Here is a 20,752-nt window from a genome sequence, read left to right as displayed (position 1 = left end):
GCGGCTTGGCGCATTCTTGTCGCTCAAGCTCGTGCTAGAACTTGTACACAGCGGCCAGTAAGGCGCTTACCGTGGTGTTCTTAGCGGCTCCCGACTTGTTGGCGAACAGCGAGAAATCAGTGTCGCCGCTGTCCAGGCGCATTTCCGGGATGATGGTGAGGTTGTCGATGCGGAAGTTGCCGGACAGCGTGGTTTCGATAACCGACCCGCTGAAGCCGAGCACCGAATTTTTGTCGCCCAGGTACTCACCGCGCAACGTCAAACCGAACCACGGGGCGGGGTCGAGGTTGGCGTACAGGGCACTGCCCCACCACGCCTGGTAGTCGCCCCAGCCGGTTTCGCCGCGGTTTTGCCGGTATTGCGCGGTGCCGTTGTAGGAAAAGCTCAGTAGGCTCGATGGCGCGAAGGTCAGCACCACATCCCCCTGCTGCACCCGCAACGAATCGTGCTGGGCACCGCCCTGGTAGTTGAAGTAGGCTTTCACCTTACCGTCGGCCGAGCCGGTAGCCACTTGCGCAACGAACGTTTTGGGCATGCCGCTGGCGCTTTTCAGGTCGGTAGGGTTGGCAACGCCAGCCATCAGCGTGGTTTTTTCACTCAGCACATACTCGGCTTTCACGCCGGTATGGAAGAACGGACCATACGAGAACATGTAGCTCATGCTGTAATTCCGGTTCAAATACGGGTCCACCGACTCGTACCCAATGTGGGTGGCCCAGCTACCGGCCGTGAGCTTAATTTTAGCTGACGGTGAATAGGTTACGTACAGCTGCTTGATGGCAAAACGGGTATTGGCGTCGTTGTAGGAAAACTCCTCGGCCCGCCGGCCATAGCCCAAATCGGCCACCAAGCCTACCTTCCCAACCGTGTGCTCGGCCTTCACCGACACCATGCCCAGTTCAAAGGATTGGTGGCTGTTGGTGAAGCTCGTCAGGTTGTTGTAGGGCGCGTCGCCGGGGTTGTTGAAGTTGTAGCGGTAGTAGCCGTCGGCGTAGCCAGAAATCTTGAAAGGCGAGGTTTTGATGGAATCACCGGGTTCTGAGGCAAGCGGCAGGCTCAAGGCAATGGCAGCGGTAAAAAGCAGCATACTGGTTAGGGTTATGAGTGATGACTGGTAAAGCATCGCGCAAATGGGCATACCGGCATAGGCCACTCATGCGTGCGAGTTACTCTCCTTGATTACTCCCCGAAAACAGCACGAAGCGCAGGTAATGGATATACTGCTCCCCTCCTGCCTCCATCAGGAAGCACACTTCTACTCTCCTTGAAAATGCTTTTGTAGCTGACCTACCGGGGGGTGGTATGTCGGTTGGTGGCTGCCAGTCCGAGTGGCCAGCCAAGTGGGTTGTGCTTACTCTCGCAAACTATAGTTGAGTTTGATCAAGTAGCAAACAAACCAGTAATTAGAATAGGCTTTCTGATTTTGCCTTGTTATTGTAAGGCCAATATATACAGATGTGTTATAAAAAACAGAATATGGGTATGATATTTTATGCCTTATAGCCCAATTATTGAAATAAAATATAAAAAGCACCCTAAATATTATACCCACTATCCTTTTTCAACCTCTCTCTTTCCGCTTTACCTACAGCAGGAGATGGCAGCGCTGATATTTTTAGCTCGCCCTACGCTTATGCGCAGTAAAAAGCCCAGCCTCTTCGCAGAGACCGGGCTTTTTAGTTAATAGTGAGTGGCAGAACCACTTTATTGCTTATTCATAGCTCAACTCACCGGCACCTACCTTCAGCCGGACGCCCGGCTCGGCGGTGATACGGCCGGCTACTTGGGCTTGGTAGCCTTTGGCTTGCAACTCGGCCGCTACAGCTTCAGCCTGCGCTTCCTCCGTCACGAGCAGCATGCCGTTGCCCATGTTCCAGTAGAGGTAGGCCTCCGTGGGCGTGATGCCGGCCAGCTCGGCCAGCTGCTGCATAGCAGGCAGCGGCTCGAACAAGTTGGTCAGTTCGGCCCCGACACCGTTCTTGAGTACGCGCTTGAAGTTGTCGGCAATGCCACCGCCGGTGATGTGCGCGGCAGCGTGGAGGGGCAGGCCCGCATCCAGTACCGCTCCCACGCCGGGAGAGAAAATCAGCGAAGGCGCCAGCATCACGTCACCCCAGGTAGTACCCATTTCAGCGGCGTCAGAGCCAGTGTAAGGCGCCGTGTGCCACGCTTCACCAAAAGCTTTGGTGAGGGCGCGGCGGGCTAGCGAGTAGCCGTTGGAGCGGAACGAAGGCGAACGAAGCGCTACTACAGCCTGTCCGGCGCGCACGTTGGCTCCGCTCAGGGGGCGCTCCAGGCTGGGGTGCAACACGCCTACAGCTGTCGAGCACCAGTTGAAGTTCATGCGGGCGCCGGGGTAGCCACCGATGCGGTTGCCCAGCTCGGCAATTTCGCCGCCCGTTACGGCAATCTGACTGAACCGCGCCGCGTCGTGCAGGCCGCGCATCAACTCATCTACCACCTCGTAATTGAGCGTGTTCACGTCGATGATGTTCGACAGGTTGGTGGGGATAAAACCGGCCACCACCAAGTCGTCGGCCACCATGGCAATCAGGTCGTAGCCCAGCGTGTCGTAACGGTCGGTGCGCTCGGCTACTTCAATCTTGGTCCCGATGCCATCGGAGCCGATACCAAGCCGCTCACTGCCAAACCGGATTTCATTGGAGAAGCCCCCAGCCAAATCCTGAGCCGGTTCACCAGGCTTGCCAGCACGGGTACTGAAGGTTTTCTGCGCCCAATTATATGCGTTTTTGGAAGCGGCGTTGCCTTCTTCAATGGAATAGCCGGCGGTTTCTTTGATGGTGGAGGACATATGGAGAGCTATGTTAAAGCTAGAAAACTAGTTCCCCTCCTCAGATGAGGAGGGGCTAGGGGTGGTTGACCGGAGCGTTGAACGACTCTAGAGAATAAGCTAAAAACTGTTCGGACGTGTTCAACCACCCCTAACCCCTCCTCATCTGAGGAGGGGAACTAGCTTGCTAGCCTACAACTATAGTTTCGTTCACCTTTAATGCTCGGTTGGTTCCGGGGCTTTGGCGCTTACCGAGGTAAGCGCTTCGGCGGGCTCTTTTTTGCGATGGCTCTGGCGTTCCTCCTGAATGTGTCGCAGGTACTTGGTCACGTCGCCAGTGGGGTACTTGCCGGTGAAGCAGGCGAAGCAGCTGCCGCCGTGGCCTTTGTCTTCGGAAAACAACTCCTGCAAATCCTCCAGCGACTGGTAAATCACCTTATCGGCCTCGATGTAGCGGCAGATTTCTTCCTCGGTGTAGTTGGCGGCAATCAGCTCGGTGCTCATGGCCATATCAATACCGTAGATGCACGGCGACACGATGGGCGGCGCACTGGAAATGAAGTACACTTCCTTGGCCCCTGCCTCGCGCAGAATCCGCACGATACGTCGGGAGGTAGTGCCACGCACGATGCTGTCATCGACTACGGCCACTTTTTTACCTTCTACAAACTCACGGATGGGGTTCAGCTTCTTCTTCACCACATCCTCGCGGCCGGCTTGGCTGCTCACAATGAAGGAACGCCCCATGTGGTTGTTCTTCACCAAAGCCCGCCGATACGGCACGCCAATAGCCTCCGCCAAACCCGACGCCGCAAAGTACCCCGACGACGGCACATCAATCACCATATCCGGCTGAATGCCCGACTCGATTACCTTACGGGCCAGTATTTTACCTAACCGCACCCGCTCCCGGGCCACCAGGCGGCCATGAATCGTGGAGTCTTCGCGGGCGAAGTAGATGTGCTCGAAAACGCAGAAGTTCTTGGGCTGCTGGTACGGGTTCTTGTAGTGAACCTTGAAGTCACTGTCAATAAATACCGCCTGCCCCGGCCCCACGTTCTCGATGAATTCGAAACCCAGGTAGTCGAAGCAGGTGCTCTCGGAAGTAAAGGCGTAAACCGGGCCGCGTGGCGTGTCGCGGCGGCCCATTACCAGCGGCCGAATACCCAACGGGTCGTTGAAGGCCAGCAGGCCGTGTCCGGCAATGATGGTGATAGTAGCGTAGGCACCTTTCACCAGTTCCTGGGTGGTTTCCACCGCATCGAAAATATCCACCACCGACAGGGCGTCGAGGTTTTTCAACCGCAGTTCCGACGCGAAGGTGTACATGATCAGCTCCAGGTCGTTGCTGGTTTTGGGCAACACGTGGTACTTCTCGTGCATCAGCTTGGCTACCTGCCGGAAGTTGATGACATTGCCATTGTGCACCATGCTCAGCCCGAAGGGGTAGCTGGTGGTAAACGGCTGGGCCAACTCGGTGTCGTTGGAGCCCTGGGTGGTATAGCGCGCGTGCCCAATGCCGATATTGCCCTTCAGCTTCTTGAGCTGCTTGGGCTTGAACACGTCATTGATCAGGCCGTTGCCTTTATGTAAATGAAAGTTGTCGTCGAAGGTGGCAATGCCCGCGGCATCCTGCCCCCGGTGCTGGAGGGCGGTGAGACCAATTACGATGTCCTGCACAACATCATCGGGGCCGTAAAAACCTACAATTCCGCACATGGGAAGTATCTGAAGTGGCAACAAACCGCAAAGCTTGTTACCGGAGTGATAAGTGTGACACCAACCCGGCAGGCATTGGTGTGTGGGGTGTCGAGAGCAATAGACCTAGCTCCCAGCGGTTTCTCCGAGCGGAGAAGCACCAGTTGCGTTAGGCAGCAGAGGGTCGGGGGTGGAAGCTGAAACCGAGGCCGCAGCCGTAGTTTCAAGCGTTGTGGCAGGTAGCTCGCCCTGAATGAGGCGGGCCAAGGTGTCGGCATATAAAAAGTGCTCCACGGCCAAGCCGCGACGCTCTACTTCAGCTAAGGTTTCGGCGCCGCGCAAATCCACGGGCGCCTGGGCCAGAATAGGTCCGGTGTCCAGACCCTCATCAACCACATGAACCGTGATTTTGGTTTCCTGCAATTGATTTTCAAAGGCCCATTCGTAGGCGTGCAACCCTTGGTGCTGGTGGGTATCGGCGGGGTGAATGTTGAGGATGCGCCCCGCAAACGCCCGAATGAACGTGGGCGACAGAATGCGCATGTAGCCGGCCAACACCACATAGTCGGGCTGATACTGGTTGAGCACTTCTACCACTTCGGCGTCAAACTCCACCCGCTTGCGGCCTTGGCTGCTGAGGCTGGCCGTAGTGCAACCCAGCGCGGCAGCCGTTTCCAGGCCGGGCGCATCAGGCTTGTTGCTGAACACCACCGCTACTTCGGCCAAACCGTTCAGCACGCCGCCTTGCACGGCGTTTACCAGGGCCACCATGTTGGAGCCCCGGCCCGACAGCAAAACAGCCAGGCGCTGCTTGTGGGCGCTATGCTTACCAAGTGCCTTCAAGAACGGGAGTTGGCCGTTGGCCGATGTCTGTGCGGATGTACGCATCCTGAAATTTAACCTTTTCTATTTCCCGATACACATGAGCTACAGCATCTTCCAGCTCTACGCCCTGCGCCACTAGCACCATCACCCGGCCGCCACTGGTTACCAACTCGCCGCCTTGCTGGCGAGTAGCCCCGTGAAACGCATGAATGGTATCCGGCAGTTCATTGAGACCAGTGATAGGAAAACCGGTAGGAAACTTGGCAGCCGGATAGCCACCTGAAGCCAGCACCACACCCACATAGTAACCGGGCCGCTGCCAAACGGTGGTTTGGGCCAAGTTGCCGTCGAGCGTGGCTTCAATGAGTTCCAGCAAGCTGCTTTCCATAGCGGGCAGCAGCACTTCCGCTTCCGGGTCGCCGAGGCGGACGTTGTATTCCAGCAGCTTCGGCCCTTGCGGCGTGAGCATCACTCCGAAATACAAGAAGCCGTTGAAATCGAACTGCTCGTTTTGGAGGCCCAACAGCGTGGGGTCCACAATGTCGGTCCGGATGGCGGCTAGCACGTTGTCGTCGGCGAAGGGCACGGGGCAATAGGCACCCATGCCGCCGGTGTTAGGGCCTTTGTCGCCGGCCAGCAACTGCTTGTGGTCTTGGGAAGGCGCCAACAGCCGGATGCGGTTACCATCGGTAATACCGATGATACTGATTTCCGGACCGGTCAGTTTTTCTTCCAGCAGGAAGCTGAACCAGCCGGTGTGCTCGGCTTGCAAATCGGTGAGGGCCTGTTCGGCTTCTTCTATGGAAGAGCACACATACACGCCTTTGCCGGCGGCTAGGCCGTCGTATTTCACTACCACCTGCCCGTCCAGCTCGGTGGCTTTGGCGCGAGCCTCATCTAGCTGGTCGCTGCGGTACTGCCACGACATGGCCGTAGCCACGCCGTGCCGCCGCATGAAGTCCTTGCTCCACACCTTGGAGCTTTCCAGCACCGCCCCGGCCCGGCTCGGCCCGAACACGCGGATATCAGAGCCAGCAAAGTAATCGACGACGCCTGCCGCCAGTGGCGCCTCGGGACCCACCACAATCAGGTTCACGCCATTGGCTTCGCAGAAGCTTTGCACCGCAGGAAAATCCGTGGCGCTGATTTCGGGGTGGCTGTTCGGGATGCCGCCGTTGCCGGGCAGCACGTGCACCGTGGCACCGTCGCGGGTCAGCTTCCACGCCATGGCGTGTTCACGGGCCCCGCCACCGAGGAGAACTATGGTTTTATTGCTGGTGCTCAATGTTGTGTGGTTGATAAGTCAGGGGGTGGCAAGCGGTGTTAATGGTAAAAGGAAAAGGCCTCAGCGTCTCCACCTATTTCCACTATCTGCCAGTTGCGAAATTGTATACCGAAGCCATGTTCTTCTTCCCACTCACATCCGAACCCTATTCCAAATCTTCCTACTTCAGGCTCCTCTGGTAGGTAAATCGTGTAAGGATGGTAGTATGGAAGCAATGCAGCGGCGTTTGTCACCACGGGCATATCAAGTGGACGTCCGTAGATAGTTTTGAATCCTTCAGCAACACGCTGGTAGTGTTCGAAAGCAGTATCTGTAATAATCCCCTCCAAACTTGATAGCCGTTGCAACAACGACTCTAAAGCGGCTTCAGCTAGAGGCGTTAGTTCTGTTACACCTTCAAAAAGCACAGGCACTAAGGCATGCTTCTCAAAAAGATCTACTGACACTTCTGCCATTAAATCTTCGTGCTCAATATGCAACGTGTCTTTCCAGTCGCTCATATCGGTTAGCTGATATCTTCGATGGAAAGAATCTTGCCGCCTTCCAACTGGAAAACCGACTTCCCCTGCATCTGCAAGGTGTCGCCGGGTTTCAAGCCGTTTGGGAATCCTATGGCCGCCAAGCCGGTGTAGTCAATCAGAACTTCCACCCGGTTGCCGGCTACTTGCCAATTAGTGACGCGCTGCTCCCGCTGAGAGAAATACTGCTTAGCTCGTTCGGCCTGCTGCCGGAAGCTTTCCTTGCCGGTTGTCGTCAGGTTCACTTCGCCGTTGGCAATGTTCCTGAACACTACCTCGTCGTGCAGGTTGGCCACCATACCGTCTACATCGAAGCGGTTGTACGCTTCGATGTAGGCTAGCACGAGTTGCTTTGGAGTGGCGGCGGTTTCCATGACGGCTAAAGAAGTGGACTAGTGCACCCGCAGTTCAGCGTCCGAGGGCATTAGCATTGACGAGTTCAGGCATCTTTCATAATGCCAGCGCGCACCAGGTTGCCCACGAGGCGGGCCCGGACGTCGCCGCCGCCGGTGGTTTCATTGCCGGTTGACAGTGGGGCGCCGGTGATACGCTCATAGATATCGAGGTAGCGGCGGCTGGCTTCGGCAGATACTTCGGGCGTGAGGCCGCGGGGATACTGACCGTCTACCTTGTTGGCAATCAGCCACTGGCGCACGTACTCCTTGTCCATCTGCTCGGCCGTTTCCGGATTCTTGGCGTAGTCCTCGGCGCTCCAGAACCGCGACGAATCCGGCGTGTGGATTTCGTCGATCAGAATCAGCTCACCATTCAGCAAACCGAACTCGTACTTGGTGTCCACCAGAATGATGCCGCGCTCTGCCATCCACTGTGAAGCGAAGTTGAACAGCTCCAGCGCTTTCACGCGCATCTTCTCGTACAGCTCAGCCGATACCCACCCTTCCGAAACCAAATTCTCAGGCGTGATTTCGCGGTCCGACTCCTCCTTAGTAGTGGGCGTTACAATCGGCTCGGGGAACTGCTGGTGCTTGGTCAGGCCGTCAGGCACGGTCACGCCCGAAAACGTGCGCTGGCCTTGCAGGTAGCCGCGCAACATGGAACCCGTGAGGTAGTTGCGCACCACCATCTCCACCCGAATCGGCTCGGCTTCCTTGGCCAACGTGACGTTGGGGTCGAGCAGGCTGATAACGTGGTTGGGGATGATGTGCTGCGTCTTTTCGAACCAGAAAGCCGCCAGCCCATTCAGCACCGCGCCTTTATGCGCAATCGGCGTTTCCAGCACCGAATCGAAGGCCGACAAACGGTCGGTAACGACGATGAGCCGCTCACCCGAGGGGGCCCGGTACGAATCACGGACTTTGCCGCGGTGCAGGAGCTCGAGCTGAGGAGTATCGAAGTGGTTGAGGGTGTCCATAGGTAAAGTGTCAGCCGGTCCGGAAGGCCGATGAACTGCGAGGGTGTCTTAAGATGAAAACTGGCTGGCTTCCTGCGGCGAAACGGCGGCTTGGCGCTGGTTCTGCACGTGCTCCACAATGTTGCGGAACAAGCGCAACCCGTCACCTTCCTCACTCAAACCGGGGTTGAGGCGCTTGCGGCGGGCCCAATCGGGGTGGTTATACAAGGAGAGGAACGCCTCCGGGTGCGGCATCAACCCGAACACTTGGCCGGTGGTATCGGTCAGGCCGGCGCAGTTGAGGTCGGCGCCGTTGGGGTTGTGCGGGTACACGTCAGTCGGCGAACCATCGTAATCGGTGTAGGACAGGCAGTTGAGCGCCTGCTCTTCGATGTGGGCCAGCGTGTCGGTGCCCGAGATGATGAGGCGACCTTCGCCGTGGCGCACGGGCACTTCCATGGTGTCGAGGCCCTTCAGGAAAGGTGAGTTCGACTTCGGGTTGACTTTCAGGCGAACCCACCGGTCTTCGTAGCGGCCCGAAGCGTTGTGCGTGAGCGTTACTTCGGGCGTTACGGTGCCGCTCAGGTTGGGGAGCAGCCCGAGCTTCACGAGCACCTGGAAGCCGTTGCAGATGCCCATCACGAACTTACCGTTGGCCACGAACTGCTTGATGTCATCGAGCAGCGTGCGGCCCTCGGCGTTTTTGCGGTAGCGGAGTTTGTTAGCCAGTACCACGCCGGACCCCAAATCATCACCGAAGGAAAAGCCGCCGGGGAAGTTCAGGATGTCGTAGTCGTGGATGCTGACGTGGCCGTGCAGCACTTGGTTGAGGTGCACGATGGTTGCTTCGGCACCCGCCAAGCGGTAGGCCGCGGCGTATTCTTCTTCGCAGTTGATGCCGAAACCCGTGAGAATCAGGGCTTGGACTTTCTGGCTGGTATCGTTCATGTGTTGGTCGTTCATCGGGCGGCCTCCTCTCCTGCTGGCTGGCCGAAGCCAATGATGCGGTTCACCGGGCCGTTGGTCCACTCGTGGCGCAGCACGGCCGTGCTAGCGGCAATAATTGGTTGCCCCGCGTGGCGCACCGTCAGTTGGCTATCCGGCGTAACTACCCCAAGCCGAGTGGCGCGGGCGCCGAAGTGCTGCTCGAAAGCCACCACATCTTCGGGTGCTACCGTGGCCACAAACCGGGAGTGCGACTCCGAGAACAGCTGTACATGCACCGGCAAACCTTCAGATAAATCAACCGTGGCGCCGTAGCCGTGGCCGAACGTGGCTTCCGCCAGCGCCACCGCCAAGCCGCCATCCGAGAGGTCGTGGCAGGACTGGATGAGGTGCTGGTCGTTGGCCTGGCCCATTAGGGTGTAGAGTTCCTTGGCCTTATCGAAGCGCACTTGGGGCACGTTGGCGCCTAGCTCACCGAACAGCTGGTAAAACTCCGAGCCGCCGAGTTCGTCGTAGGTTTCTCCTAACAGATAAATGACGTCGTCGGCCTGCTTGAAGTCGGAGGTGATGGTGTGGCGGACGTCTTCAATCTTGGCTGTCATCGAATACAGAACAGTTGGCGGCACGGAGATTTTCACACCGTCGGCCTTGAAGTCGTTCTTCATCGAATCTTTGCCGCTGGTGAGCGGAATGCAGTAGGCGGCCGTGGCGTCGCGCAGGGCTTCGCACATCCGGACCAGCTTGGCTAGCTTGAGCTTACCATCAGGGTTGGTGGTGGCGTCGTAGACTGAATCGGGTACGCAGAAGTTGTCGTTGACCGACCAGAAGTTGCCGTCGCCGTAGCTCAGGTTGGGCAGTTTGCCGCCTACCGCCACAATCTGGCGCACCGCTTCATCGAAAGCACCGGCCGACATATGGTAGGCGTCTAAATCACCGAAGCGGGGCAAGATGCCGTTGCTCACGGCCACGCCTTCCCAACTCTCGAAGTTGAAGCGCACCACGGCGGCATCCTGCGGCGCTTGGCCCGTGGCCCCCATCAACGGCTTGATGATGGTGCGGCCCTTCACCTCATGGTCATACTGCCGAATCACCGACTCGCGGGAGCAGATGTTGAGGCTGCCGAGCAGGCGGGTGAGAACATCCGTGTAATCGGAAGTAGCGGGTAAGGTTGGCTCCGCGACTTGGGGCTTGGTCCACTCGGCTTCCAGCACTTTACGCGGCACGCCGTTGTGCAAGAATTCCATGTTCAGGCGGGCCACCGAGTCGCCATCGAAGCGCACATCGAGGTAGCCATCGGCGGTGAAGTACCCGATATCGGTTAGCTCCACTTCCATTTCGCGGCCCAAGGCCAGCAGTTCGTTGATCTTGGCGGGCTCCACGGCCAGCGAGAAACGCTCCTGCGACTCACTCACGAAAATCTCCCACGGCCGCAGCCCCGGATATTTCAGCGGTACTTTCTCCAGCTCTACCACGGCTCCGCCGCTGATGGTTGCCAGCTCGCCAATGCTGGACGACAAGCCGCCCGCGCCGTTGTCGGTGCTGCACTTGATTAGGCCGCGGCGCGTAGCCAGCACCAGGAAATCCATGGCCAGCTTCTGCGTAATCGGCGAGCCAATTTGCACGGCCGTAGCCGGCGAGGTTTCGTCTAGCTCAATAGAAGAGAACGTCGCGCCGTGGATGCCGTCTTTACCCACCCGGCCACCGGCCATGATGATGCGGTCCTGCGCGTCGATGTTCTTCTCCCACGAGTCCAACCCGGCCAGCTGCATTGGCATCACGGCACCGGTGCCACAGTACACCAGCGGCTTACCCGCGTACCGGTCGTCGAACACGATGGCGCCGTTCACCGTCGGTACGCCCGACTTGTTGCCGCCGTCTTCGATGCCCTTGCGCACGCCTTCAAAAATGCGGCGCGGGTGCAGTTGGTTGCTGAGCAGCGTGCCGTTGAACTCGGGGTTGCCGAAGCACAGCACGTTGGTATTGAACAGCAGCCGCGCGCCCCCGATGCCGGTAGCTAGCGGGTCGCGGTTGTTGCCCAAGATGCCGGTAATGGCTCCGCCGTACGGGTCGATGGCCGAAGGCGAGTTGTGGGTTTCCACCTTCCACACAAACAACGATTCGGGGTTGATACGCACCGCGCCAGCGTTGTCGGAGAACACCTTAATCAGCCAGTCGTTGCCGTTAGCGCGCAGTTGGCGGTCCACTTCGGACGTGGCGTTCTTGATATAGGTCTTGAACAGGCCGTCGATTTCGTGCTCCTCACCGGTGTCCGCGTCCTTGTACTTGATAACGGCGCTGAACTCCTTGTGCTTGCAGTGCTCCGACCAGGTTTGGGCAATGATTTCCAGCTCGCAGTCAGTGGGGTCAATGGGCAGGCCGGCGGCTTGGCGCTCGGGGGCAATGGCCACGTAATGGTCGCGCACAGCCCGCATTTCCTCTAGGTTGAGAGCGTAGAGATTTTCCTTCGAGAGCTGCACCAACTCGCTGTCCGCCAGATTGGTGAGCGGCACGAGGTTGGTAATGGATTCGGCCCCACCACCGGGCCGCGGCGTGTAGTCGCGGATGTCGGTTATGGGGCCGGTTTCGAAGCGGTTGATGAGCTTGTTACCGAGCAGTTCTTCGGCCAGGCAGCGCAAACTACTCTCGGGCAGTTCGTGCTCCAGGAAGTAGAGCCGCTTGCTGAAGATGTGCTGCGTGTGCGTATCGAGGGGCTGGTTCAGGAAGTCGCCGAGGGCGTTCTGCGCCGATATGCCTTCGTCGTCGGTTACGCCGGGGAGCTTGGCTACTAGGATGTAACTCTTGTAGGTAGGCTCGTGGCGGAACTCGTCGAGGGCGACATCGTGCAGCACCGGGTCTTGCAGGCAGTGGGTCGCGAAGTCGCGCAGCTGCTCGTCGGTTACGGGGTAGCGCACCGTGTAGAGGGCGGTGCTTTGCACCCGGCCAGTGGTGAGGCCAAGGTGGCGTTGGGCAACTTCTGCCACACGTTGGCCCTCGCCATCATGTTGGCCGGGCTTGAGCAGAAGCTGAATGGTTCTTTGGGTAGATTCCAAAAGGGAAGTGGGTTATCTATTTTTCGGTTTCCCACGCGCCGCAACTGGCAGCCGTGAGGAAGCATACCCGCGCAGAGTACGCCGAAAATGCCTTGCTCCTGCGCCGGTTGCGCGGAAGTAGGTTTAAGAAAACGCTTTTTCCGGCCGACTGCCGGGCTTCACCACCGGAATACCTGCCCGACACAGCGGGCAATCATCGGGTGCGTAGGTGGCCGCCGTTACCGACAGCAGTGCAAAGTTCGGAAAAGTTAGCTCAGCTTTCCCACCCGTCCGGTCAATTAAACTTACCACGGCCAAAACTTTCGCGCCCAAGCCTTCCAGCACGCGCGCTACTTCGTTGGTGCTCTTGCCGGTAGTTACTACGTCTTCGGCAATAACAATTGTCTGGCCGGGCTCCACCGTGAAGCCCCGGCGCAAGGTCATCTGTCCGGAATCGTCGCGCTCCGTGAAGATGCCCGGCACCCCCAACTGGCGGGCCATTTCGTAGCCAATCACCACGCCGCCCATGGCCGGGCCTACTACCAGGTCGGGCTGCAAGCCAGCAGCCCGCAACTGTTCAGCTAGCTCAGCTGCGGCTGGTCCAGCCAAATCGGGGCGCCGCAGGAAACGGGCGCACTGCACGTAGGTATCGGAATGCAAGCCGGAGGAAAGCCGGAAGTGGCCGCGCAAAAGGGCGTCTTCCTGCACCAGTTGTTGCTCCAGCGTTTCGGGGGTAAGGGGGGTAGTCAAGAGGTGATTGTATGTGGGATTCAAAAAATAGAGTGGCGAGGTCTCAGCGTTTCAGCTGAGGCTACACGCCTACCGGCCGCAACTGGTTGATTTGAGCAGTCAGTTCTTTGGCTGCTGCCGCGGCATCCGAGGCTTGCCAAATAGCGCGCGAGGCGTTAATCAGAAGTCCTTGCCCATCAGGTCGCAAGCCAGCATTTAGCGTTGCTTCCAAGTCGCCGCCTTGCGCGCCGATGCCGGGTACCAAGAACCACTGCTGGGCGCTGATGCTCCGGATACGGGCCACGGCTTCGGCGTTGGTGGCGCCTACTACCAGTCCGATGTTGTGGTGCTGCTCGTTGAGCTCCTGTGCTACGCCGGTGGTATAGTCGGCGAGGGTGCCGCCCTGGGTGAGGGCTACGTCTTGCAGGGAGTGCGCAGGCTTATTGGACGTTTTAGCCAATACGAACACCATCTTGCCTTCGCGGGCAAAGGGCACAATGGAATCGTCGCCCATATAGGGGTTCACCGTCACCGAATCGGCCCCGATTACGTTGTAGGCGAAGCGGGCGTAATGGTCAGCGGTGTTGGCAATGTCGCCGAACTTACCGTCCAGAATCACCAGCGCCTCCGTCGGAATCCGGCGTACTGTGCGCTGCAACAGCTCTACCCCGCCCGGCCGGCTCAGGAAGAAGGCTAGGTTAGGTTTGAAGGCCGCCGCGTACTCCGCTGTCTGCTCGATGACTTCGGCCAAGCGGCTTTCCACTTGCGCATCGTTACCGATAGGGTCGAGCCCCACACAAAGCAGGGAGTTGACTTGCTGAACGCGGGCAGTGAGTTTGTTCATTGGGTGGTAAATGAAAAGTGGCTGCTCTGAATAAAGCTTAGCGGTTTATCATATTCGAGTTGGGAACTACATGAGCACACTCGTGCGCCAAGCGCGCCGATAGGCCGGGTTCCAGCCACTCGCCGCTGGCTATCTGCACGGCCGAAGCGCCGCACCGCAGATAATCCGTGACGTGCGCGGCGGTAAACACCCCGCCCGTTCCGAAGATGGGCAGCGTAATTCGCTCATCGTGGGCCAGTTCCCACACGCACCGCAAAGCTACGGCCCGCAATGCCTCACCCGACAACCCACCTACCAAGGGTTCGGCCGTAGCATCATCAGGTAAGTGCAAGCCTTTCAAAACGTTGGTAGCGGCCAGCGCGGTAGCGCCGCCCTCCTGTGCTCCCACCGCGAGACTCCGAATATGCTCGGGCCACGGAGGTAGCTTCACCACCACGGCAGATTCCGGGCCTAGTTCGTCGCGCACGGCTTGGGTGGCTTCACGCACAAACTTGGCGGTCAGGTCTTGTCCGTTTGCGGTGTCGGGTGCGGCTATATATACTTCTACTCCAGCTATCTGGTCAGCTACTTCGCGGGCCAGATAGCGGGCAATCTTGCGGAAGCCCGGTACGCCCGGTGCCGTAATGCTCACGAACACGGGCACGCCAAACCGGCGCAGATGAGGTAGGTGTTCGTTGGCCAGTATTTCTGCGCTTTCGGTGCGCATATTGGTGGCGTTAAGCAGGGTTTGTTCGGCTACCTGCCAGATACCTTCCTCATACAGCCCGGGCTTGGGCTCCATGGTGACGGTTCGGGTGAAGATGCCGCCTAGTTGCTCGTAACCAAGTCCGTCGGGCAACTGCCAGCTGGCCGCGGCCAGACAAACGGGATTCTGCAAAGTGAGGGAACCGAGTTGCATAGCGTAGAAACTAAAAAGCCCGTCGGGCTGCGAAGGACTTTATTTCAAATATTGTCGGAGTGAAAGTCTACCAGGATTCGACTTAACCTGGGGTGATACAACGGCGCAAATGAAAGTGAGCAGTCAGTGAAAGCGGGGATAGGTGTCTGGCACCAACCTATTGAAACTGAACGAACACAAAAAAACCGCTTCGGAAACCGGAGCGGCGAACGGGCTGAAAACCAGGAAAGCAAAGGAGTCAATGGTAGAAACGACCTTCCGGTTGTCTCGCAGGACGGATTCGAAACCAGTCCCGCACTTCATCAAAGAATTTTGATTGGGGTGAAGCACGAAGCAAAAGTACAAAATGATTTTACTGCCACCAAACAAGCGCCGAAAAACCCTGCTGTTAGAGAAAGTTTTTTCTCGTGCCAGTTTTAATAACTAAAAACTGTCTGACAAAATATTGCACGTTTTATTATTCTGGCATTCAACGCCTTACACAACAGCAGGCTGTAAACCAACGAATCCACGAAGTTCACTTAACTTCACGGTTGCCAAAGCAGAAAGGTTCACAAGCTGTATAACACTCAAATCCATTGCATTGAAATAATACAAATCAAGGAGGTTACCGATAATATATATAGTACTGAGAGGCAAAGATAGATAGCTAGGATACAACTCCACAATAGCGGGTAGCATTATCACTTGCTTTATTTGTATTAATAAAATTATATCAAACTATTATAAGTACAATAAGAGTAGCGCGTGGTATCTTTACCCTATCTAAATCAGCTTCTGTCTTTTGCTATGAAATATCTATTCCGCGGGTTGTTGTTAGCTGGTTTTCTGTCGTTTACGTCAGTGGCCTATGCCCAGGACTTTGTGGCGGCCCCTATCGAATATAGTGAGCGGGTGCCGGATGAAAATGCTGATGCCAGCACCCTCTATCAGCGCACTCTCGACTGGACCGAGAATCGGTTCACTTACAAACCCAAGCAAGTTGTGCGCACCGATGCGGCGAAGGGGGAAATCCGGGTTTCGGGCACGGTGCAGGTGAAAACGGCCTCCTCGTCAGGGCAGCTACAAGAGCGGCCCGTTCTGTTTGAATTCGTTTTCCGGGCCCTGCCTACAGGCTACGAGTACAGTGTAGGTTATTTCCGCGTTGTTCCAGACATCAAAAACCCCACTAATACGGTGCCTTTTGAGGACTTTGTGGAGCAACTGGCCCAAGAGCGCCACAACGACCGGACTCACAATGACCGGCGCGTAACAGCACAGGCTACTTCTCTAGCTAGTGAAATAGCCATGTCCTTTCGTTCCTATATGAACAGCCGGCCAGCTGCTGGAGGAATAGAACAGTAAGCCTTCTTCTGGCCTGAGTTATTCAGGATTATAAAATTTAATAGCCTAAGCACCATTCAAACTACTCCCGGCCAACACGCTGTATCCGGTCCGGCAAGGTGCGGGCATCTAACAACAGGAAACCATCTAGGCAATTACTAAAACTAGGATCTAAGTTGAAACCCAATAGGCGGGCATTCTGCTTGAGGTATTGGCGCAACAGCACTGGCACGCCAGTACCACCCGGCTCTAAGCCACAGATGAGTTGTTGCAGTTCTTGTAGATTGGTCAGGCCAGCTTGAAGAAGAGCTGCAGCGTTTTGGCCATCGAGCGGCTTGTATCGAAACTGCTCGCGCGGACGCACATAAGCAGCTAACTCTGCGTTGAAAAAATGCCGCGTAAGATATTCCACCATTACCGCTTTCGACACCGATGAGAAGCGGTTGCTGATACTCACGGGGCCGATGAGGTAGCGGTACTCCGGATGTACCAGCATATAGGCGGCCACTCCTTCCCATAGTAGGGCTAATGGTAGCGGCTGCCGCTGGTACTCGGGCCGGATAAAGGAGCGCCCTAGTTCCAACGATTGTCGTAATACAGGTGTCAGTTCACGGCTGAGCTTGAATAGAGAGTGCAGATAAAAACCACGCCGCCCATACTGACGCAAAATGGCACGGCCCTTTCCTAATCGGTAGGCTCCTACCAAGCGTTGATTTTCTCGGTCGTAGAGAAACAGATGTCGGTAATAGGTATCGTATTTATCAAGGTCGGTGGGTTGCTGAGTGCCTTCGCCTACCAGCCGAAAAGTTAGCTCGCGCAGACGCCCAATTTCACGCAGTACATGTGGGATTTCAGAGCATTTGGCGACATATACTTCCCAACGACCACTTACCAGCAGGCGGCGGCTGGCCCGCAGCCCCGCAATATCCTGCTCGATAAGCGCCGGGGCAGTTTCGGTAATAATAGGCGGGGTGGGCAGCGCCGGCAGCAAGGCAGCAACGCTACGCTCGGCGGCAGTTCCCAGAGCATACACCTGGGCCCGAAGATACGCTAGTTGGTCGGCGGTGGGCAGACGGTCTAACACGGCCGGTCCAATGGGCTGTCCGATTCGTACTTGAATCGTCTGGCCCTGTTTGTTGAGTAGCTCGGCCGGCAAACGGGCCGTACGTAGTAACGGATGTATAAACCCTAGCCAGCTGAAACCGGAGCTATTCTGGCCGCTTAACCACACAGGTACTACTGGTACTCGCGCCGTTTGCAACAGCCGGCCAGCCGTCGGGTTCCATTCCGAGTCGGTAGCTGCTTGGAAAGGGTTGGCTCTATGTGCTACCTCACCAGCCGGAAAAAGCAGCAACGGCACGTCATTGTGCAGGTGCCGCAATAGCCGCCGCACTCCTGGCACGTTGCGGCCGGCCGCCTCTCGCTCCGGGCTAACTAAAATTAGTTGCGCGGCCAGTTGCGGCAGTAGTGGGGCCAGTAACTCGTTGGCTACAGCTCGCAAATCGGGACGAGCTTTGCCTAGTACGTGTAGTAACACCACTCCGTCGAGCAACCCACACGGGTGATTAGCTACCGCTACAAAAGCCCCCTTGGGCAACCGTCGTAGCTCGGCGGCATCATAACGGACAGTGATACGCAGATGTATCAGTAACTGCTCCACGAAAACAAGCCCTTGCTGATGCTGGCATTTCTCGTACAGCCGCTGCAAATCACGCATATGCACGAACTGCTCCCATACTGAGCGCAGCAGTGTACGTGGCCCGCGCAGTACATGAGTTAACGAAGAACCCTGAGATGAGTGTAATTCCATACAAGCCAACTAACATATGCCGAATATCTAGCAACGCGGATAGTTACCAAACTTCGGAAATCAAGATTAGCGGCTTGTTATGAGCTGATTACTTAACCATTAAGCTTCGTGTGGAGGTATTACGAGTGGCTGCAACGCGCAAAGAGCCGCGTTGCAGCGCGGCTCTTTGCTTTCTTTCCTCTGTGCACTTCACTCACGACACAAAGGTACAGAATAGAGGAACCATAAGGTAGGATAAAATTTTGAATAACAAAACGTTAATATTCCCTTGATTCATTACTTCGGTCCTTTTAAACCATAATTTTTAGGCCATAAAGCCAATGACAAAGACAGCAAAGCCCTTTTTATAGTAACTATTCATCAATACCTCAGCCACTTAAAGCCTTTGATGGGCATAGCATGATTATAGCATACATTTTATATACGATACTACTATGAAGCGTAGTTTTTGTGCACTTGGCTTCTGCAATACGAGGGTTAATTATCTGATATAGAGGCCTGCATGTCAGGCTTTTTGCAAATAAAATTCGGCCTTATATAGACTTATCTGAATAAACAGCACAATTATTGTTCGCTCATTCTCATCATCCACTTCCAATCAATTACTTACTTATGCTTACACCGTTACGCCTTCCTCACTTCCTGCTGCTGTTTGCTTTGCTATTAGGCATACAAACCAGCTACGCTTCGCATTTCTTGGGCGGTCAGCTCACGTATACTGCTGTTGTAGGCACACCCAACCGCTACAAATTCACGCTACGGGTGTACCGCGACTGTGGCGGAGCCAGTCTGTACACAACGGCTACCTTCCGGTTCCGAAGCAACGGCTGTAGCTCCACTGGTGCCCCCGGCGACCCAGCCGATATCGTAGCACCTCTGCTCGGTGGATCTACCATCGGTAGCGACTATTGTGCTACGGCTACGGGGGGAAGTAGCCCCTGCGGATCCGGCTTGCCTACCAACTACGAAACTGGCCGCTACGAGGTGGAGGTAACCTTGCCCCCGAAAGCCGAGTGGCGCATTAGTGTAAATGATAGTGCTAGGCCCGCAACAGCTAACCTAGTAGGCCAGGATAATATCCTTTACGAAGCTACTCTTCGCAATGCTGTAGGCGGACAAACTATCCTGAATAACTCTGCCTCTTTCGCTACTATCCAAACGCAATTTGTGGGCTGGAACCTAAACACTACCTTCAGCCATCTGGCCAGTGATGCTGACGGAGACTCGTTGGTTTACTCACTGGTGCAGCCACTTGCTAACTGTGGCGACCCGGTTGCCTACCGAAACATTAGCTTGCTCGGCCCATACATCGACCTGTCGGCAGGCGGAGTGTCTTGCTTGGCGACTATAATGGGTGGTACCGTTTATACTCCCACGTTCCCGTTGGCCTCTTATAACATCACGGGCAACTGTCCGGTGAAAACAGCCACTCCGTACTTCGTTTTCGACCCTGCAACCGGCTCGGTGTCATTCCGACCTTTGATCTATAACCCAGCAGTTAATTCTCCGGAGAACAAGTATGTGGTGGTAGTGCAGGTAGATGAATACCGCCGTTTGAACAACGCCTACACGCTAATAGGCAGTACCCGGCGCGATATGATGTTTATTGTGGTGGATTGCGGGGCTAACCAAAATCCGTCGCTTGCTCAGTTGCGCATTAATAGTAGCGCTACTGCGCTACCTATCAATACTGTTATTCCGGTAATAGCGGGGCAACTGGTAAGCCTGCAGCTAACTGGCACCGATCCTAACAACACCCAGATAGTGACAATGAGCAGCAATGCCGAGCAAGTGCTACCTAATGCAGATTTCGTAGCTTCTGTTCCTAGCACTCAGCCTACAGCCTCCCTCAACTGGCTGCCACCTACCAATCTGCGCTCAGGCTTATATTATTGCACAGTTACTACCACCGACAACGCCTGCCCCATCAAAGGAGTCACTCAGCAGACGCTCACCTTCCGTGTAACCAATACCACGTTAGCTACTAAAGCGCCCCACAATACTACTTCGTTGGCGGCAGTACCCACGCCGTTCCGGGGTCAGGTCAGCTTCACGCTGGCGAAGCCTGGTGTACAAACTGTGCTCGTGTTCGACCACCTTGGCCGCCAAGTCGCCGAACTGAAAAGCCGGCCAACCGGCGAGGTAGTGTGGCAGCCCGGCACGGGCGTAGCAGCTGGCCTATATCTAGCCCGCTCAGTTGATGGCCGACAAGTAGCACGCCTGCTGCGCACCGACGCGGAATGAGTGACTACACTGCATAACGAACAGGCAAAAAGGCTCCGTCAGTACGTACTGGCGGGGCCTTTTTACTATATATTCTTAGGAAAGAGCCTAGGCTTATTTAAGAAGAAGTACTCGGATGCCGTAACACAGAATTGGTTGTGGCTATATCTACGTATTCCTTTTTGAGCAGTTTAATGTCGTCTACTATAGTCTGGAGCTTGGCCTTTATTTCCTCCGCGGTACGGTTATAAGGGCTGCGCTTGCCAGTCCAGGTTATGAACTGCTTGATTTCTTCCTCAGCAAAACGGGCCATGCTGGTTGCGTTGTGCAAGAATTCTTCTTCTACTTCCATAATCTTGGCGTACTGTTTCCAGTGGCTTTTAAGTTGATAACGGTGTAGCAGTAGGTGAAGTAATCAGGGCGGCCAATTGGCAATAGCAAGTGAGTGCTAGTTTGGCCATCAACGTATTCCTATCTAAACAG

At 56.2% G+C, this 20,752-nt stretch carries 17 protein-coding genes; 2 read left to right on the top strand and 15 right to left on the bottom strand.

Features of this window, described 5'->3' with window-relative positions; translation table 11 throughout:
* Positions 1-34: 34 nt before the first annotated feature.
* The 13 genes from G536_RS25765 to G536_RS0101495 form a co-directional block, all read right to left on the bottom strand.
* Entirely contained in the window at positions 35-1,087 is a 1,053-nt protein-coding gene (locus G536_RS25765) for a porin (protein ID WP_022821818.1), read from the bottom strand.
* Positions 1,088-1,711: 624 nt separating this feature from the next.
* Entirely contained in the window at positions 1,712-2,812 is a 1,101-nt protein-coding gene (locus tag G536_RS0101550; protein WP_022821817.1) for an AIR synthase-related protein, read from the bottom strand.
* A 195-nt stretch (positions 2,813-3,007) separates the two neighbouring features.
* A complete protein-coding gene (gene purF / locus G536_RS0101545; protein WP_022821816.1) occupies positions 3,008-4,510 on the bottom strand; it encodes an amidophosphoribosyltransferase in 1,503 nt (500 codons plus the stop codon).
* Between the two features lie 105 nt (positions 4,511-4,615).
* Positions 4,616-5,377: a phosphoribosylglycinamide formyltransferase gene (purN, locus tag G536_RS25760; protein ID WP_084708445.1), complete on the bottom strand. Its 762-nt coding sequence runs from the start codon at positions 5,375-5,377 to the stop codon at positions 4,616-4,618.
* Positions 5,316-6,599: a phosphoribosylamine--glycine ligase gene (gene purD, locus G536_RS0101535; protein WP_022821814.1), complete on the bottom strand. Its 1,284-nt coding sequence runs from the start codon at positions 6,597-6,599 to the stop codon at positions 5,316-5,318. Before purD ends, purN begins: the two co-directional genes overlap by 62 nt.
* Before the next feature lie 38 nt (positions 6,600-6,637).
* Positions 6,638-7,099, bottom strand: a complete 462-nt coding sequence (locus tag G536_RS30155; protein ID WP_022821813.1) for a DUF6985 domain-containing protein — start codon at positions 7,097-7,099, stop codon at positions 6,638-6,640.
* A gap of 5 nt (positions 7,100-7,104) precedes the next feature.
* Positions 7,105-7,491, bottom strand: coding sequence for a nuclear transport factor 2 family protein (locus G536_RS0101525; RefSeq protein ID WP_022821812.1), 387 nt, complete (start codon positions 7,489-7,491; stop codon positions 7,105-7,107).
* Positions 7,492-7,556: 65 nt separating this feature from the next.
* Entirely contained in the window at positions 7,557-8,489 is a 933-nt protein-coding gene (locus G536_RS0101520; protein WP_022821811.1) for a phosphoribosylaminoimidazolesuccinocarboxamide synthase, read from the bottom strand.
* Positions 8,490-8,537: 48 nt separating this feature from the next.
* A complete protein-coding gene (locus G536_RS25750; protein ID WP_051166854.1) occupies positions 8,538-9,416 on the bottom strand; it encodes a phosphoribosylformylglycinamidine synthase subunit PurQ in 879 nt (292 codons plus the stop codon).
* Between the two features lie 11 nt (positions 9,417-9,427).
* Positions 9,428-12,463 carry a phosphoribosylformylglycinamidine synthase subunit PurL gene (locus G536_RS0101510; RefSeq protein ID WP_022821809.1) on the bottom strand — a complete coding sequence of 1,012 codons (3,036 nt, stop codon included), beginning with the start codon at positions 12,461-12,463 and terminating at the stop codon, positions 9,428-9,430.
* A gap of 123 nt (positions 12,464-12,586) precedes the next feature.
* The gene (gene pyrE, locus G536_RS0101505) at positions 12,587-13,192 is read right to left on the bottom strand and encodes an orotate phosphoribosyltransferase (RefSeq protein WP_022821808.1); all 606 of its coding nucleotides are present in this window, start codon (positions 13,190-13,192) and stop codon (positions 12,587-12,589) included.
* 61 nt (positions 13,193-13,253) lie between these two features.
* Positions 13,254-14,015 carry an orotidine-5'-phosphate decarboxylase gene (gene pyrF / locus G536_RS0101500; RefSeq protein WP_022821807.1) on the bottom strand — a complete coding sequence of 254 codons (762 nt, stop codon included), beginning with the start codon at positions 14,013-14,015 and terminating at the stop codon, positions 13,254-13,256.
* A 37-nt stretch (positions 14,016-14,052) separates the two neighbouring features.
* Positions 14,053-14,913: a dihydroorotate dehydrogenase gene (locus G536_RS0101495; RefSeq protein WP_022821806.1), complete on the bottom strand. Its 861-nt coding sequence runs from the start codon at positions 14,911-14,913 to the stop codon at positions 14,053-14,055.
* A 789-nt stretch (positions 14,914-15,702) separates the two neighbouring features.
* Here G536_RS0101495 and G536_RS0101490 point away from each other — a divergent pair.
* The gene (locus G536_RS0101490) at positions 15,703-16,257 is read left to right on the top strand and encodes a DUF4468 domain-containing protein (RefSeq protein WP_022821805.1); all 555 of its coding nucleotides are present in this window, start codon (positions 15,703-15,705) and stop codon (positions 16,255-16,257) included.
* Between the two features lie 61 nt (positions 16,258-16,318).
* Here G536_RS0101490 and G536_RS0101485 read toward each other — a convergent pair whose 3' ends face one another.
* On the bottom strand, positions 16,319-17,953 hold the full coding sequence (locus G536_RS0101485; RefSeq protein WP_051166816.1) for a bifunctional lysophospholipid acyltransferase family protein/GNAT family N-acetyltransferase: 1,635 nt from the start codon (positions 17,951-17,953) through the stop codon (positions 16,319-16,321).
* 705 nt (positions 17,954-18,658) lie between these two features.
* Here G536_RS0101485 and G536_RS0101480 point away from each other — a divergent pair.
* Positions 18,659-20,290 carry a hypothetical protein gene (locus G536_RS0101480; protein ID WP_022821803.1) on the top strand — a complete coding sequence of 544 codons (1,632 nt, stop codon included), beginning with the start codon at positions 18,659-18,661 and terminating at the stop codon, positions 20,288-20,290.
* A gap of 97 nt (positions 20,291-20,387) precedes the next feature.
* Here the strand turns inward: G536_RS0101480 and G536_RS0101475 are convergent, their stop codons facing one another.
* Positions 20,388-20,582, bottom strand: a complete 195-nt coding sequence (locus tag G536_RS0101475; RefSeq protein WP_169515024.1) for a hypothetical protein — start codon at positions 20,580-20,582, stop codon at positions 20,388-20,390.
* Positions 20,583-20,752 lie beyond the last annotated feature (170 nt).

The organism is Hymenobacter norwichensis DSM 15439, from assembly GCF_000420705.1.
Taxonomy (GTDB): domain Bacteria; phylum Bacteroidota; class Bacteroidia; order Cytophagales; family Hymenobacteraceae; genus Hymenobacter; species Hymenobacter norwichensis.
The sequence above is the reverse complement of the archived record's forward strand: the minus strand, read 5'-3'. Positions and strand labels throughout refer to the sequence as shown.

Bases quoted from the DNA above. Each gene is read 5' to 3' on its own strand.
- G536_RS25765 (WP_022821818.1), bottom strand. From the start codon at position 1,087: ATGCTGCTTTTTACCGCTGCCATTGCCTTGAGCCTGCCGCTTGCCTCA.
- G536_RS0101550 (WP_022821817.1), bottom strand. From the start codon at position 2,812: ATGTCCTCCACCATCAAAGAAACCGCCGGCTATTCCATTGAAGAAGGC.
- purF (WP_022821816.1), bottom strand. From the start codon at position 4,510: ATGTGCGGAATTGTAGGTTTTTACGGCCCCGATGATGTTGTGCAGGAC.
- purN (WP_084708445.1), bottom strand. From the start codon at position 5,377: ATGCGTACATCCGCACAGACATCGGCCAACGGCCAACTCCCGTTCTTG.
- G536_RS30155 (WP_022821813.1), bottom strand. From the start codon at position 7,099: ATGAGCGACTGGAAAGACACGTTGCATATTGAGCACGAAGATTTAATG.
- G536_RS0101525 (WP_022821812.1), bottom strand. From the start codon at position 7,491: ATGGAAACCGCCGCCACTCCAAAGCAACTCGTGCTAGCCTACATCGAA.
- G536_RS0101520 (WP_022821811.1), bottom strand. From the start codon at position 8,489: ATGGACACCCTCAACCACTTCGATACTCCTCAGCTCGAGCTCCTGCAC.
- G536_RS25750 (WP_051166854.1), bottom strand. From the start codon at position 9,416: ATGAACGATACCAGCCAGAAAGTCCAAGCCCTGATTCTCACGGGTTTC.
- pyrF (WP_022821807.1), bottom strand. From the start codon at position 14,015: ATGAACAAACTCACTGCCCGCGTTCAGCAAGTCAACTCCCTGCTTTGT.
- G536_RS0101495 (WP_022821806.1), bottom strand. From the start codon at position 14,913: ATGCAACTCGGTTCCCTCACTTTGCAGAATCCCGTTTGTCTGGCCGCG.
- G536_RS0101490 (WP_022821805.1), top strand. From the start codon at position 15,703: ATGAAATATCTATTCCGCGGGTTGTTGTTAGCTGGTTTTCTGTCGTTT.
- G536_RS0101485 (WP_051166816.1), bottom strand. From the start codon at position 17,953: ATGCGTGATTTGCAGCGGCTGTACGAGAAATGCCAGCATCAGCAAGGG.
- G536_RS0101480 (WP_022821803.1), top strand. From the start codon at position 18,659: ATGCTTACACCGTTACGCCTTCCTCACTTCCTGCTGCTGTTTGCTTTG.
- G536_RS0101475 (WP_169515024.1), bottom strand. From the start codon at position 20,582: ATGGCCCGTTTTGCTGAGGAAGAAATCAAGCAGTTCATAACCTGGACT.